Here is a 13,967-nt window from a genome sequence, read left to right as displayed (position 1 = left end):
TTTCAAGCATGGTCACTATGCCCGCGTTAGATGGTGTCGAACACCGGTACGTAGAACTCGGCGATGGTGTGACGATCCACGTTGCCGACGCCGGTCCGGCCGACGGTCCGGCCGTCATGCTGGTACACGGATTCCCGGAGAACTGGTGGGAGTGGCACGAGCTGATCGGCCCGCTGGCCGCCGATGGCTACCGGGTGTTGTGTCCGGATCTGCGCGGTGCGGGCTGGAGTTCGGCGCCTCCCTCGCGGTATCTGAAGGCCGAGCTGGCCGAGGATCTCGCCGGTGTGCTGGACAAGTTGGGCATCGACAAGGTGAAGCTGGTCGCCCACGACTGGGGCGGACCCGCCGCGTTCATCATGATGCTGCGCCACCCGGAAAAGGTGTCCGGCTTTTTCGGACTGAACACCGTGGCACCCTGGGCGAAATTCGATCTGGCGGCGGCACGCGACCTTTGGCGGTTCTGGTATCAGGTGCCAATGTTGTTGCCTGTCATCGGGCCTCGGGTGATCAGCGACCCCAACTCGCGATTCTTCCGCATGCTGGGTTCGTGGGTCGGCGGCGGGTTCTCGCTGCCTGAGGAAAGCATCCGGTTGTACAGCGAGTGCATGAACCAGCCCGGACACGCGGAGGCCGGTTCGCGCTGGTATCGCAGCTTCCAGACCACGGAGATGCGCCGCTGGCTGCGCGGCGAGTACAACGATCATCGCGTCGAGGTACCGGTCCGCTGGCTCAGCGGTACCGACGACCCGGTGATCACGCCGCGGCTATTGGACGGATATGCCGACCACATCAGCGATTTCGAGGTCGAACTGGTCGACGGCGTCGGCCACTGGATCGTCGCGCAGCGACCGGACTTGGTGCTGGATCGGCTGCGGGCGTTCCTGAAACTTTGAGTTACTCGACGCCGATCGTTACTTCGGTCGACTTGATGAACACCGTCGCGGGCTGACCGGCCGCCAGTCCCAGGTCGAGTGCCGCGTCCTTGGTGACCGAGGACGTGACGATTTGATCGCCACCGTCGAGCTTGATCTTCACGACCGCCATCACGGTGCCGAGGTCAACCTCGGTGATGGTCCCTTTGAGCTGGTTTCGAGTGGATAGCCGCATCGCAGTCCTTAAGTGTCGAGGGGGTGCGACGAGCCTAAACCGCTGCTAGTGGCGAGGCCCGAGCAGTGCCATGCTCGCATCGACGGCCGGTTCGACGATCTCGCGGACGGGACGACCGTCTTCGACGGCGAGCGCGGTCAATTCGCGCAGCCCGCCCAGCAGGATCACCGATAGCGGTGCGGTCAGTGGCGGCAGGTCGGCGCGCTGGAACCCGGGGCCGGCGCTGAGGTCGATCAGCAGGTCGGACAAAAGCTGGATGCCGCGGCGCTGGACCGGGCGACCGACGGGTCCCAGCGAGGGGAGTTCACGGATCCAGCTCAACGTAATGGCCGGCCGCGCTTCGATATAGGCGACGTAGGCCTCGACGGCCTGGCGGATCTGCTGGTGCCAGTCGGTCTCGGGATCGACGGCTGCGGCGATGCTCTCGCCCAGCTTTTCGATGTCGGCGGCCAATAGCTCGAGGAAGCACTCTTCCTTGCTGGCGAATTGGTCGTAGAAGGTGCGCTTGGACGTGCGCGCGTGCCGCACGACGTCGGCGACGGTGCTGGCGCGATAGCCACGCTCGCCGATCGAGGTGGCGAGGCCGTCGAGCAGCCGGAGCCGAAAAGGATCTTGCACAACCACGTCTATCACCGTCGGCGCGGATGGCATGGTCGGCCGTCCTTTCGGTGGATACACCCTTGTCAGCTTCGGTACCACAGAGTACCGTACACGGAAAGGTCTGTGGTACACCGCGGTACCAACCCCGGACCGGGGGCAGATGTTGGGAGCAACGACGTCATGAGCGAAGTAGTCACCGCCGCAGCGCCGGCCTCCGCAATCCAGTTGCCCCCGATGGTCCGAGTTCCAAAGCTATTGCAGGGCTTCGGCTTTGCGATGTCACGACGCTCGATGATGCAACGGCTGACGCGCCGCTACGGCAGCGTCTTCGCGCTCAAGCTGCCGATGTGGGGGCGCGTCGTGATGGTCAGCGACCCACAGCTGGCCAAGCAGATCTTCACGACCAGCCCAGACGAACTCGGCAACATCCAGCCCAACCTGAGCAGGCTGTTCGGCACCGGCTCGGTATTCGGGCTCGAGGGCGACGACCACCGCCGCCGCCGCCGGCTGCTGGCGCCGCCGTTTCACGGCAAGAGCATGAAGAACTACGAGAGCATCATCGAGGAAGAGACGCTGCGCGAGACCGCCGACTGGCCGGTGGGCGAGTCGATCGCGACGTTGTCGCCGATGATGCGGATCACGCTGAATGCCATCCTGCGGGCGGTCTTTGGGGCCGACGGCGCCGAGCTCGACGAGCTGCGCCGGCTCATCCCGCCGTGGGTCACCCTGGGCTCACGCCTGGCGGCGCTGCCGAAACCCAAGCGGAACTATGGCCGGTTCAGCCCGTGGTACCGGCTGGACGAGTGGCGGCGCCAGTACGACAACGTCATCGAGAAGCTGATCGCGGCCGAGCGGGCGGACCCGAACTTCGCCGACCGGGCCGACGTGCTCGCGCTGCTGCTGCGCAGCACCTATGACGACGGTTCGACCATGTCGCACAAGGACATTGGCGATGAGCTCCTCGCCCTGTTGGCCGCGGGGCACGAAACCACCGCGTCCACACTGGCGTGGGCATTCGAGCGGCTCAGCCGGCACCCCGAGCTACTGGCTCAGCTCGTCGAGGAGGCCGATGCCGGCGGCGGCGAGCTGCGTCAGGCGACGATCCTGGAGGTCCAACGATCCAGGACGGTAATCGATTTCGCCGGTCGCCACGTCTACCCGGAGACTTACCAGCTGGGCGAGTGGGCGATTCCGCGCGGCTATTCGATCATCGTCGGCATCGCGCAGATACACGACAATCCGGACGTATTCGCCGAACCCGAGCGCTTCGACCCGCAGCGCTTCATCGGAACGAAACCGTCGGCGCTGTCCTGGATTCCGTTCGGCGGGGGAACTCGGCGGTGTGTGGGGGCGGCATTCGCCAACATGGAGATGGATGTGGTGCTTCGAACAATGTTGCGCCACTTCACCATTGAGACCACGGATGCCCCCGACGAACGCTGGCACTGCCGTGGGGTCGCATTCATCCCGAAGGACGGCGGCCAGGTCGTGGTGCGCCGGCGCTGAGCCGACGCTACTGGCTGGCCGACGCGCGCTTACCTTCTCGGACAGGCAGCTTCCAGCCGGGGCGGATGAAGTGGCAGGTGTATCCGCTCGGGAAGCGCTCCAGGTAGTCCTGGTGTTCGGGCTCGGCCTCCCAGAAGTCCCCGGCGGGATTGACCTCGGTCACGACCTTCCCGGGCCATAGCCCCGAGGCCTCGACGTCGGCGATGGTGTCCAGCGCGATCTGCTTCTGCTCGTCGTCGACGTAGAAGATCGCCGACCGGTAGCTCTTGCCGCGGTCGTTACCCTGCCGGTCCTTGGTGGTCGGGTCGTGGATCTGGAAGAAGAACTCGAGCAGTGTGCGGTAGTCGGTCACCGTAGGGTCGTAGACGATCTCGACCGCCTCGGCGTGGGTGCCGTGGTTGCGGTACGTCGCGTTGGGAACGTCGCCGCCGCTGTAACCGACCCGGCTCGAGATCACGCCCGGCTGCTTGCGGATCAGGTCCTGCACGCCCCAGAAGCAGCCGCCCGCAAGGATCGCCTTTTGCGTGTTGGTCATGTCATCGCCTCGTTTCGCTCGGACCGAATGGTCGCAACTCCCTCCGATTATCCTGATGTTCGCCGCGGGGGTACACCGGCGAGGCGAAGGCCTCGACAAACCGCGGTAGAACGTGTTCTAGTTTTGGCGTGAACAGCCCGCAATTCTCCCGTAGCGAACTCGCCGACGCGTTCGCGAAATTCGAGGCGACCGTCGATGCGGCGGCGCAGTCGCACGACTGGGACGCCTGGGTCCAGCACTACACACCCGACGTCTTGTACATCGAACACGCGGCGGGCACCATGCACGGCCGCGACGAGGTTCGCGAGTGGATCAGTCGGACGATGGGCAGCTTTCCGGGCAGCCACATGGTCGCGTTTCCGTCGTTGTGGTCGGTGATCGACGAGCCCACCGGGCGCATCATCATGGAACTCGACAACCCGATGCGCGATCCCGGTGACGGCACCGTCATCGGCCAGACGAATATCTCCATCATCACCTACGCCGGCGACGGCCTGTGGCGTCAGCAAGAAGACATCTACAACCCGCTGCGCTTCATACAAGCCACGATGAAGTGGTGCCTCAAGGCGCAGGAACTTGGCACCCTCGACGAGGACGGCGCGCGTTTCCTGGAGCAGTACGGCGGCGCTCAGTGAGCGACAAGCCCAAACTTGTCATCGGCGCCAACGGTTTTCTGGGCTCGCATGTCACCCGCCAGCTCGTCTCCGACGGCGCGCAGGTGCGGGTGATGGTGCGCGAAGGCGCTAATACCCGCTCCATCGATGACCTCCAACTCACCCGCTGCACTCGTTTTTATGGCGACGTCTTCGACACCGCCACGGTGCGCGAGGCGATGGACGGTGTCGACGACGTGTACTACTGCGTCGTCGACACCCGCGCCTGGCTGCGTGATACGGCGCCACTGTTTCGCACCAACGTCGAGGGGGTGCGCAACGTTCTCGACGTCGCCGTCGACCAACCCTTGCGCAAGTTCATCTTCACCAGCACCTACGCGACGGTGGGCCGACGACACGGTCACGTGGCGACCGAAGACGACGTGATCGCGTCGGCTGGGCTGACTCCCTACGTGCTATCGCGGGTGCAGGCCGAAAACCTGGTGATGCGCTACGTCGCCGACGCCGGGTTGCCCGCCGTCGCGATGTGCGTGTCCACGACATACGGCGACGGGGATTGGGGTGGGACTCCGCACGGCGCCTTCATCGCCGGCGCGGTATTCGGCAAGCTGCCCTTCCTGATGAACGGCATTGCGCTGGAAGTCGTCGGCGTCGACGATGCCGCGCGGGCCATGATGCTGGCGGCCGAGCACGGCCGCATCGGTGAGCGGTACCTCATCTCCGAAAAGATGATGGCGCTCAACGATTCGATCCGGATCGCGGCCGACGAGGCGGGCGTCCCGCCACCGCAACGCGCGATCTCGGTGCCGACGCTTTACGCCATGGCCGCGGCGGGCACCTTGAAAGCCAAGCTCACCGGCACGGACGCTCAACTCAGTCTCGCGTCGGTGCGGATGATGCGCGCCGAAGCACCGGTGGACTGCAGCAAGGCGAAGCGGGAGCTGGGCTGGGAGCCGCGCCCGATCGAGGAATCGATCCGCGAGGCCGCCCGGTTCTGGGCTGCGATGCGCACTCCCCGAACGGCCGCACAACCCGAATAGGCTCGGTCCATGGACCGGATACGCGTCGATCTGAGCGGACCGCCGCAGACGATGCTGGCGACGCTATACGCCAAAGCGCTGGACGCCGACGCTCCCAACTCGATCCTGAGCGACCACTACGCCAAATCCGCCGTGTCCCGCATCGAATACGATTGGGCGGCAACGACTATCGATGCGCGGCGCGCTCCGTCGGTCGCCATTCGCAGCGCCCACTTCGATAACTGGGCTCGCCAGTTTCTGGCCGTGCACGACGAAGCCGTCGTGCTGCACGTGGGCTGCGGCCTGGACGCCCGGGTGTACCGCCTGGATCCGGGTCCGGCCGTGCGCTGGTACGACGTCGACTACCCCGACGTGATCGGCCTGCGCGAACGGGTCTACCCGCTGCGGGCCAACTACCGGATGTTGTCGGCCTCGGTAACAGATCCGTCGTGGCTGGACGAGATACTCACCGATCGTCCGGTGCTGTTCCTCGGCGAGGGCCTGACCATGTACCTGACCGAAGACGACGGGCTGGGGCTGCTGCGTCGCGTCGTCGATCGGTTCGGATCGGGCGAGCTGCAGTTCGACGCGTTCAACACGTTCGGCATTCGCACGCAGGTGGTCAATGCCGTGGTCCGGCGCTCCGGCTCGAAGCTGCACTGGGGCATCGACTGGCCGAGCGACATCGTCGACGCCGTTCCCGGGGTGCGCGTGCTGGTGTGGGAATCGGTCTTCGACAGCGATACGTTCGACCTGGTTTCACCGTTTGCGCGCTGGGTAGGCAGGGTGATGGCGGCGGTGCCGGCGTTGCGGACAATGTCGCAATACCATCGCTACGCATTCGGGCCGGTCGATACCGGGAAGTCTTGAGCGCCCGACGGTGTTGCATTCCTACGTCTGAGGAGGAACAACCATGGCCCACAAGGAAATCTTGGAGCCCAACGCCGGGCACCCGATCACCATCGCCCCGACGAAGGGACGTGTCCAGGTTCGCGTCAACGGCGAGCTGGTCGCCGACACCACTGCGGCACTCGAATTGCGGGAAGCCACTATCCCTGGGGTGCAATACATTCCGCTGGCAGACGTGGCGCAGGACCGGTTGACCCGCACCGAAACCGTCAGCTACTGCCCGTTCAAGGGCGACGCCAGCTACTACGCCGTGACCACCTCGGCCGGTGACACCGTCGAGGATGTGATCTGGACCTACGAGCAGCCATACCCCGCGGTCGCCGAGATCGCCGGGCACGTCGCGTTTTACCCCGACAAGGCCGACATCAGCGTCACCGCCGACTAGGTCACCCGCCCAGCAATTTGCTGTAGGCCTTGGTGTCGCTGTACTCGCGCATCGAGACGATCAGCCCCTCGCTGGTCTCGAAGATGCACACGAACGGGGTGTCGTACTGCTCACCATTGGAGTTGGTGCCGGTGGCGTGTGCCTCCACGACCACCGTGTCGCCCTCGTTGATGCAGCGCAGCAAATCGATGGTGAGCTCGACGGACTGTTTGCGGCGGTCGGTCGCGCGGCGCAGGGCTTCTTTGTCGTAGGACTCGCGGGTGAACAGGCTCCAATAGCTGAAGTCGTCGCTGAGCAATTCGAAACCCTCGTCGACGTCGCCGCCTTCGCTCAGACTCTGGAGGAACATCCAGGCCAGCTCGGCATTGGGAGCGTCGAACGGCGTCATCACATCGCAATAGTGTCTTGGCAGGTAGTGGGCGGTCAATCAAAGTGGGAATCCGGAGTCGTTGGTGACGAGCACGCGCACGGTGACGTTCCCCGGGGCAGTCAGCTTCGGGCACACCCTGGCGCCGCTACGCCGCGGACCCCGCGACCCCTGCTTTCGCACCCCGGGTGACGGCACCATCTGGCGAACCAGCCTGCTGCCCAGCGGGCCCGTCACGGCTCGCATCAGCCGCGCGGCCGCCGATGCGGCGCACTGCGAGGCCTGGGGCAGCGGCGCCGAGGAGTTGCTGGAGCGACTGCCCGCATTGCTGGGCGCCGACGACGACGCCTCGGCATTCGTCCCGACACACCCGACGGTGGTCGCGGCGCATGCGCGCGTCCCGCATCTGCGGCTGGGCCGCACCGGACTGGTGCTCGAAGCCCTGATCCCGGCCGTCATCGAGCAGCGGGTGTCGGGCGCCGACGCGTTCTCGTCGTGGCGGGTGCTGGTGTCCAAGTACGGCACCCCGGCGCCCGGGCCGGCGCCCGCCGGCATGCGCGTGCTGCCGTCGGCCGAGGCCTGGCGAAACATCCCGTCGTGGGAATTCCATCGCGCCAATGTCGATCCGCGCCGGGCCCAGACCGTGGTGACGTGTGCGCGCCGGGCCGCCGCGCTGGAACGGCTGGCGTCACGCCCGGCCGCGCAGGTGCGTGAGGCGCTGACGTCGCTGCCGGGAGTTGGGGAGTGGACGGCCGCCGAGACCGCGCAACGGGCATTCGGCGATGCCGACGCCATTTCAATCGGCGACTACCACATCCCGAAGATGATCGGCTGGACGCTGGTGGGCCACCCGGTCGATGACGAGACGATGCTCGAACTGTTGGCACCGATGCGACCGCACCGCCACCGGGTGGTCTGCGTGCTCTATGCCAGCGGACTGGCGTACGAGCCGCGCCGGGGCGCGCGACTGCCAGTTCAGCAAATCCACCCGCTCTGACCAGCCCGTGTTTTCGACCCGGGCCTTCGGGTACCCGACGCGACATGACTCAATTCACCATTCCCGGATTGACCGATAAGCAGGGTGCGCGGCTGGCCGAGCTGCTGCAAAAGCAATTGAGCACTTACAACGATCTACACCTGACGCTCAAGCACATTCACTGGAATGTGGTGGGGCCCAGCTTCATTGGCGTGCACGAGATGATCGACCCTCAGGTCGAGGTGGTGCGCGCGTTCGCCGACGACATCGCCGAACGTATTGCGGCGCTTGGCGCTTCGCCCGAGGGCACACCCGGTGCGATCATCAGGGACCGATCCTGGGATGACTACTCCGTCGGCCGCGACACCGTGCCGGCGCACCTCGCCGCGCTGGACTTGGTCTACAACGGCGTGATCGAAGACCTGCGCGCGGCCATCGACGAGACAGACGAACTCGACCCGGTGACGCAGGACCTGTTGATCGGTCAGGCCGGGCCGCTGGAGAAGTTCCAATGGTTTGTGCGCGCGCATCTCGAGAGCACGGGCGGCAAGTTGAGCCATGGAGGCTCGACGACCGAAAAGGGTGCCGCAAAAACCGCGCGCGGCAAGTCCAAGTAGCTACTAGGGGGCGGCGCGACCCGCGCGTTCGGCTTCGGCGGTCTCCCGATTGAGCCGTTGTGCTTCGTAGATCGTGACGTTGGTGCGCGACATCAGCAACGACGCGATCCCCACCGCGATGATCGCGCCGGGCACCACCGAGAACGAGCCGGTCATCTCCGCGACCATGATCATGATGGCCAGCGGGGCGCGGGCGACGCTGCCAAAACACGCCATCATGCCGACCACGACGAAGACGCCCGGCCCGTCGGGTATGCCGGGCAATCCGGACAGCTCGCCCAGTCGCCAGATGGCGGCCCCGAGGAAGCCGCCGATCACGATGCCGGGCCCGAACAACCCGCCGGAGCCCCCGGTCCCGATCGACAGCGATGTCGCGATGATCTTGGCCAGCGGTAGCAGCAGGACGATCCACAGCGGTATCTGCATCAGCGATCCGCGATCGGCCGCCAGCTGGGCCCAGCCGTAGCCGCTGCTGAGGATTTCGGGGATCAGCAGACCCACCAGCCCGACCACCAGCCCGCCCATCGCGGGCTTCAGCACCGGCCCGCCCGGCAGCCGCCGGGTGAGCCGGACCGCGGCGTGAAAGGTCCGGGCGTACAGGTAGCCGACGGCCGCCGCGACCAGACCGATCACCACGAACCACAGCAGCGGCCAGGCCTTCTCGAAGCGGTACTCGGCGTCGATGTAGCCGAACAGCGGGTCGAAGCCCAAGAACGCGCCGAGCACCGCGTACGCCGTTCCCGACGTGATGAACCCGGGCAGCAGGCAGCGATAGTCGAAATCGTCGCGATAGGTGATCGATGCCGCCAGCACGGCCCCGCCCAGCGGCGCGGCGAAGATCGCGCCGATCCCCGCGCCGATGCCCAGCGCGACCGCGATCCGGCCGTCCTCGTCGGACAGGCCGAGGCGTCGCGTCAGCAGTGAGCAGAAGCCGGCCGAGATCTGCGCCGTCGGGCCCTCGCGGCCACCCGAACCGCCCGAGCCGATCGTCAATGCGCTGGCGACCATCTTCACCAGCACGGCCCGGAAGCGGATCGCGCGGGGATCGGTGTGCACCGCCTCGATGGCTTCGTCGGTGCCGTGCCCGGTGGCTTCGGGCGCGAGCTTGGCCACCAGGAATGCCGACAGCAACGCCCCGCCCGTCGTCACCAACGGAATCGCCCACGGGCGCGTGAAGCCGGCCGACCCGTGGCTGCCGCCCTCGCCCACCGGCGTCGGGATGCGGTAGTCCGCCAGGTAGCCGAGCAGGAAGTCGCCGGTGTACTTCAGCGTCAGATAGAAGACCACCGCGCCCAGGCCCGAGATCACCCCGATCGTGATGCCCAGTAAAAACCACTTGCGTAGGTAGCCGGCGTTTCTGATCGATGCCCCGAATCGCCCCCCGGCGGCGGCGGGCGGAGCGATCGCGGGCTGGGGCTCATCCTCGGTCGGCTCCACCGAGCCATCCTATGACAGCAGGAATAAACGGACTCTGGTCCGGTTATATGAGTAGTTCTCAATGAAGGAGGTTGATATGCCTGCCATTACCGCAGACACATTGACATTGCCCCGGATCGGCGCGGCCACCCCGCAGGAGACCGAACGCCCGGTCCGGTCGATCACCACCGGGCCGCGCGGCTACGAGGGTGAGGGGTTCCCGGTGGTCCGGGCATTCGCCGGCGTCAGCGCCGCCGCCCTGGATCCGTTTGTGCACATGGACCAGATGGGCGAGGTGGACTACCAGCCGGGCGAGCCCCGGGGTACGGATTGGCACCCGCACCGTGGCTTCGAAACCGTCACCTACCTGCTCGACGGCAAGTTCGCGCATCAGGATTCCCACGGCGGTGGGGGCCTGATCACCGACGGTGCAACGCAATGGATGACGGCCGGCTCGGGCATCCTGCATATCGAGACCCCACCGGCCGAATTGGTCGAAAGCGGCGGTCTCTTCCACGGCATCCAGCTCTGGGTGAATCTGCCGAAGAAAGACAAGTTCGCAACGCCGAGGTACCAGGCCATCGAGGGCAACGACGCCAGGCTGCTCGCCTCCGACGACGGCGGGGCATTGGTCCGCATCATCGCCGGTGAGATCGACGGTCACGGTGGCCCCGGCGTCACACATACGCCAATCACGCTGGCGCACGCCACAATTCAAAATGGGGCGAGGCTCAACATTCCGTGGCGGCGCGATTTCAACGCGCTGGTTTATGTGTTGTCCGGCAGTGGGTCTGTCGGGCCGGTCGGTCATCCGATTCACCAGGGCCAATTGGTTGTGCTCGGGCCCGGCGATCGGATCACCGTGGCTGCTGACTCAAATCAATCGTCATCGGCCCCAGGAATTGATGTACTTCTCCTGGGCGGACAACCGATTCGCGAGCCGGTTTTTCACTACGGGCCTTTTGTGATGAACTCGCGAGCGGAATTGATGCAAGCACTCGAGGACTACCAAGCGGGAAAGTTCGGCAACATTCCGCCAAATGCTTTAATGCCGCATCACGTGGGTGGCACACTCTAACGGTGCCGTCAACGGCGAGGCGCCGGCCGGGCCGTCCGCCCGCCGCGAAGGCTGATGAGACGCGCAAGAGAATCTTGCGCGCCGGCCGCATGGTGTTCAGCGAACGCGGCTACGAGGGAGCCACTTTCCAGGCCATCGCGGTGCGCGCCGACCTCACCCGGCCGGCCATCAACCACTACTTTTCCAGCAAGCGAGTGCTCTATCGGGAAGTGCTGAGCCAAACCTCCGAACTCCTATTCGGTGCCGGCATCGCCCAGGCGGACCGCGAGACGACCTTGATGGCGAGGCTGACCGGGTTCATCTCGGCGGCGGTGGCGGTGAATTCCGAGCATCCGTCGGCGTCGGCGTTTCTGATCAGCTCGATTTTGGAATCCCAGCGCCACCCCGAATTAAGCGGATCTGAAAACGACGCAGTGCTGATTTGTCGGGAATTCTTGACCCGTGTCGTCAACGAGGCGATCGAGCGGGGGGAGTTCGCTGCAGCAGTTGATGCCAAGGCGCTGATCGAGACTCTTCTGGTGGTGATGTGCGGCGCCGGGTTCTATGCCGGCTATGTGCAGAGCTACCAGGAGATGCAGGCCGTCACCGGCATGCTGGGCCGGCTACTCGAGGGCGCGCTGTTCAAAGGGTCGCGCTGAGGCCGAGTGAGATCGCGCACAAAGCGTATAGGCTAACTAACTTATTCGGGTAACATGAGCCCGAAATGACTGATCTCGACGACTCCTCGTTGCAGCCCCCGTTACCACCCTCGCTACGAACCGCGGGGGATTCGTGGGCCATCACCGAACTCGTCGGCGCCACCGCCTTGGGCGTCGCGGCCGCGCGCGCCGCGGAGACGGCCGGATCCAACCCGCTGATTCGCGACGATTTCGCCGGGAAACTGGTGTCGGCCGCCGGACCGGCGTGGGCGCGGCTGACCGACCCCGAGCTGGCTTGGCTGGACGGCGACGAGCCGGGACAGCGCGGGCATCGCCTCGGCATCGACTATCAGGCCGTCCGCACGCACTTCTTCGACGAGTACTTCGCAGGTGCCACCGGCGACGGAATCCGGCAGGTGGTGATCCTGGCCGCCGGCTTGGACTCGCGGGCCTACCGACTGGATTGGCCGGCCGAGACCGCGGTCTACGAGATCGACCAGCCCCAGGTGCTGGAGTACAAAGCCAAGATTCTGGAATCGCACCCGCCCACCGCCAGCCGGCGCACGGTCGCGGTGGATCTGCGCGACGATTGGCCGGCGGCGCTGACCGCGGCCGGATTCGACCGCACCCAGCCGACGGCGTGGCTGGCCGAGGGGCTGTTGCCGTATCTGCCCAGCGATGCCCAGGACCGGCTTTTCGAGATGTTCACGTCGCTCAGCGTGCCCGGCAGCCAGGTCGCCATCGAGGTGTTCGGCGTCAACGCGAGCAGCAACACCAACCGCTGGCAGCGGATGCGGGATCGGCTCGGCCTGGACGTCAACGTCCAGGCGCTGACCTTCCACGAGCCCGACCGGTCCGATGCCGCCGAGTGGCTGACCGACCACGGCTGGCAGGTGAAAGTCGTGAACAACCGCGAGGAGATGGCCCGCCTGGGCCGCGCGGTCCCCGAAGACCTGGCCGACGATGCCGTCCGCAGCACCCTGCTGCGCGCGCGTTTCGCCGGACCATCGCACTGACCCAACAACAGACGGACAGCACACATGAGCTCACTGCGCACGCACGACGACACCTGGGACATCAAGACGAGTGTCGGCAGCACCGCGGTCATGGTGGCCGCCGCCCGCGCCATTGAAACCGACCAGCCCGACGCGCTGATCCGCGACCCCTACGCCAGGCTGCTGGTGGACAACGCCGGGGCCGAGATCATCTGGGAAGCCATGCTCGACCCGGACGTCGTGGCCAAGATCGAAGCCATCGACGAAGAATCCGCCGCCCGCATCCACCACATGCGTGGCTACCAGGCGGTGCGGACGCATTTCTTCGACGCGTACTTCGCCGACGCGGTCGCCGCCGGGGTCCGCCAGATCGTGATCCTCGCGTCGGGACTGGACTCGCGGGCCTATCGGCTGGACTGGCCGGCCGGCACCACCGTCTACGAAATCGACCAGCCCCAGGTGCTGGAGTACAAATCCACCACGCTGGCCGAAAGCGGCGCCACCCCGTCCGCCGACCGTCGCGAGGTGGCCATCGACCTGCGTGAGGACTGGCCCGCCGCGCTGCGTGCCGCCGGCTTCGACCCGACTCAGCGCACCGCCTGGCTGGCCGAGGGATTGCTGATGTACCTGCCGGCCGAGGCACAGGACAAGTTGTTCACCCAGATCGGCGAGCTGAGCCCGGCAGGCAGCCGCGTCTCGGCCGAAACCGCCCCCACGCACTCCGACGAGCGGCGTGAGCAGATGCGGGAACGGTTCAAGAAGGTGGCCGACGAGATCGGCATCGAGCAAAGTGTCGACGTCGGCGAGCTGATGTATCGCGACGACAATCGGGCGGACGTCGCGGAGTGGTTGAACCACAACGGCTGGCGCGCCACGGCGCAAAACTCGCTCGACGAGATGGATCGCGTCGGCCGCAGGATTGCCAGCGTCGAGCTGGACGACGACAGGGACGCGTTCTCCGACTTCGTGATCGCGGAGCGTTTGTAGATGCCACGCACCGCGGACGACTCCTGGGACATCGCCACCAGCGTCGGGGCGACCGCGGTGATGGTCGAGAATTTCGGCGTCGACGCCGACAAGCGCCGGGAAGCCGAACAACGGTGGGCCGAGCTGAAGGCCAAGCGCGAGGCGCGCGGCCAAGACACCTCCTTCAACCCGTTCGACCTCTGGTTCGAAGACGAGGGCCGGCCCGACTGCGGTGACTG

At 66.1% G+C, this 13,967-nt stretch carries 17 protein-coding genes and 1 pseudogene; 13 read left to right on the top strand and 5 right to left on the bottom strand.

Annotation, left to right across the window (positions count from 1 at the left end; all coding sequences use genetic code 11):
- Positions 1 to 8 precede the first annotated feature (8 nt).
- On the top strand, positions 9 to 893 hold the full coding sequence (locus LMQ14_RS26685; RefSeq protein ID WP_267732594.1) for an alpha/beta fold hydrolase: 885 nt from the start codon (positions 9 to 11) through the stop codon (positions 891 to 893).
- 1 nt (position 894) lies between these two features.
- Here the strand turns inward: LMQ14_RS26685 and LMQ14_RS26680 are convergent, their stop codons facing one another.
- Together LMQ14_RS26680 and LMQ14_RS26675 are read right to left on the bottom strand one after the other, a co-directional pair.
- Entirely contained in the window at positions 895 to 1,107 is a 213-nt protein-coding gene (locus tag LMQ14_RS26680; RefSeq protein WP_267732593.1) for a TOBE domain-containing protein, read from the bottom strand.
- 45 nt (positions 1,108 to 1,152) lie between these two features.
- On the bottom strand, positions 1,153 to 1,758 hold the full coding sequence (locus LMQ14_RS26675; protein WP_267732592.1) for a TetR/AcrR family transcriptional regulator: 606 nt from the start codon (positions 1,756 to 1,758) through the stop codon (positions 1,153 to 1,155).
- 129 nt (positions 1,759 to 1,887) lie between these two features.
- Here LMQ14_RS26675 and LMQ14_RS26670 point away from each other — a divergent pair, with 129 nt between their 5' ends.
- Positions 1,888 to 3,213, top strand: coding sequence for a cytochrome P450 (locus tag LMQ14_RS26670; RefSeq protein WP_267732591.1), 1,326 nt, complete (start codon positions 1,888 to 1,890; stop codon positions 3,211 to 3,213).
- Between the two features lie 7 nt (positions 3,214 to 3,220).
- Here LMQ14_RS26670 and msrA read toward each other — a convergent pair whose 3' ends face one another.
- Positions 3,221 to 3,748, bottom strand: a complete 528-nt coding sequence (gene msrA, locus LMQ14_RS26665) for a peptide-methionine (S)-S-oxide reductase MsrA (RefSeq protein WP_267732590.1) — start codon at positions 3,746 to 3,748, stop codon at positions 3,221 to 3,223.
- A gap of 128 nt (positions 3,749 to 3,876) precedes the next feature.
- On the opposite strand from msrA, the gene LMQ14_RS26660 reads away from it, so the two are divergent.
- Genes LMQ14_RS26660 through LMQ14_RS26645 form a run of 4 tightly spaced genes read left to right on the top strand, consistent with a single transcriptional unit; the run spans position 3,877 to position 6,675 of the window.
- Complete coding sequence (locus LMQ14_RS26660) at positions 3,877 to 4,383, top strand: nuclear transport factor 2 family protein (protein ID WP_267732589.1); 507 nt, start codon at positions 3,877 to 3,879, stop codon at positions 4,381 to 4,383.
- The gene (locus LMQ14_RS26655) at positions 4,380 to 5,402 is read left to right on the top strand and encodes an NAD-dependent epimerase/dehydratase family protein (protein ID WP_267732588.1); all 1,023 of its coding nucleotides are present in this window, start codon (positions 4,380 to 4,382) and stop codon (positions 5,400 to 5,402) included. The genes LMQ14_RS26660 and LMQ14_RS26655 overlap by 4 nt, the downstream gene beginning before the upstream one ends.
- A gap of 9 nt (positions 5,403 to 5,411) precedes the next feature.
- Positions 5,412 to 6,251: a class I SAM-dependent methyltransferase gene (locus LMQ14_RS26650; RefSeq protein WP_267732587.1), complete on the top strand. Its 840-nt coding sequence runs from the start codon at positions 5,412 to 5,414 to the stop codon at positions 6,249 to 6,251.
- Between the two features lie 43 nt (positions 6,252 to 6,294).
- Positions 6,295 to 6,675, top strand: a complete 381-nt coding sequence (locus tag LMQ14_RS26645; RefSeq protein WP_267732586.1) for a DUF427 domain-containing protein — start codon at positions 6,295 to 6,297, stop codon at positions 6,673 to 6,675.
- Position 6,676: 1 nt separating this feature from the next.
- On the opposite strand, the gene LMQ14_RS26640 is transcribed toward LMQ14_RS26645, so the two are convergent.
- Complete coding sequence (locus LMQ14_RS26640) at positions 6,677 to 7,066, bottom strand: nuclear transport factor 2 family protein (RefSeq protein WP_267732585.1); 390 nt, start codon at positions 7,064 to 7,066, stop codon at positions 6,677 to 6,679.
- Between the two features lie 58 nt (positions 7,067 to 7,124).
- On the opposite strand from LMQ14_RS26640, the gene LMQ14_RS26635 reads away from it, so the two are divergent.
- Together LMQ14_RS26635 and LMQ14_RS26630 are read left to right on the top strand one after the other, a co-directional pair.
- Positions 7,125 to 8,039: a DNA-3-methyladenine glycosylase family protein gene (locus LMQ14_RS26635; protein ID WP_267732584.1), complete on the top strand. Its 915-nt coding sequence runs from the start codon at positions 7,125 to 7,127 to the stop codon at positions 8,037 to 8,039.
- 44 nt (positions 8,040 to 8,083) lie between these two features.
- A complete protein-coding gene (locus LMQ14_RS26630) occupies positions 8,084 to 8,635 on the top strand; it encodes a Dps family protein (RefSeq protein ID WP_267732583.1) in 552 nt (183 codons plus the stop codon).
- A gap of 3 nt (positions 8,636 to 8,638) precedes the next feature.
- On the opposite strand, the gene LMQ14_RS26625 is transcribed toward LMQ14_RS26630, so the two are convergent.
- Positions 8,639 to 10,072 carry a chloride channel protein gene (locus LMQ14_RS26625; protein ID WP_267732582.1) on the bottom strand — a complete coding sequence of 478 codons (1,434 nt, stop codon included), beginning with the start codon at positions 10,070 to 10,072 and terminating at the stop codon, positions 8,639 to 8,641.
- A gap of 76 nt (positions 10,073 to 10,148) precedes the next feature.
- Between LMQ14_RS26625 and LMQ14_RS26620 the strand changes: the two genes are divergently transcribed.
- From LMQ14_RS26620 to LMQ14_RS28345, 5 genes and pseudogenes are all read left to right on the top strand, one after another.
- Entirely contained in the window at positions 10,149 to 11,129 is a 981-nt protein-coding gene (locus LMQ14_RS26620) for a pirin family protein (RefSeq protein ID WP_267732581.1), read from the top strand.
- A 2-nt stretch (positions 11,130 to 11,131) separates the two neighbouring features.
- Positions 11,132 to 11,767 carry a TetR/AcrR family transcriptional regulator gene (locus tag LMQ14_RS26615; protein ID WP_267732580.1) on the top strand — a complete coding sequence of 212 codons (636 nt, stop codon included), beginning with the start codon at positions 11,132 to 11,134 and terminating at the stop codon, positions 11,765 to 11,767.
- Positions 11,768 to 11,832: 65 nt separating this feature from the next.
- Complete coding sequence (locus tag LMQ14_RS26610) at positions 11,833 to 12,783, top strand: class I SAM-dependent methyltransferase (protein WP_267732579.1); 951 nt, start codon at positions 11,833 to 11,835, stop codon at positions 12,781 to 12,783.
- Between the two features lie 24 nt (positions 12,784 to 12,807).
- The gene (locus LMQ14_RS26605) at positions 12,808 to 13,749 is read left to right on the top strand and encodes a class I SAM-dependent methyltransferase (RefSeq protein WP_267732578.1); all 942 of its coding nucleotides are present in this window, start codon (positions 12,808 to 12,810) and stop codon (positions 13,747 to 13,749) included.
- Positions 13,750 to 13,854 (top strand): annotated as a pseudogene (locus LMQ14_RS28345) (SAM-dependent methyltransferase); the annotation flags it as partial.
- Positions 13,855 to 13,967 lie beyond the last annotated feature (113 nt).

This window comes from Mycobacterium sp. Aquia_213 (assembly GCF_026625985.1).
Classification (GTDB): Bacteria; Actinomycetota; Actinomycetes; order Mycobacteriales; family Mycobacteriaceae; genus Mycobacterium.
The sequence above is the reverse complement of the archived record's forward strand: the minus strand, read 5'-3'. Positions and strand labels throughout refer to the sequence as shown.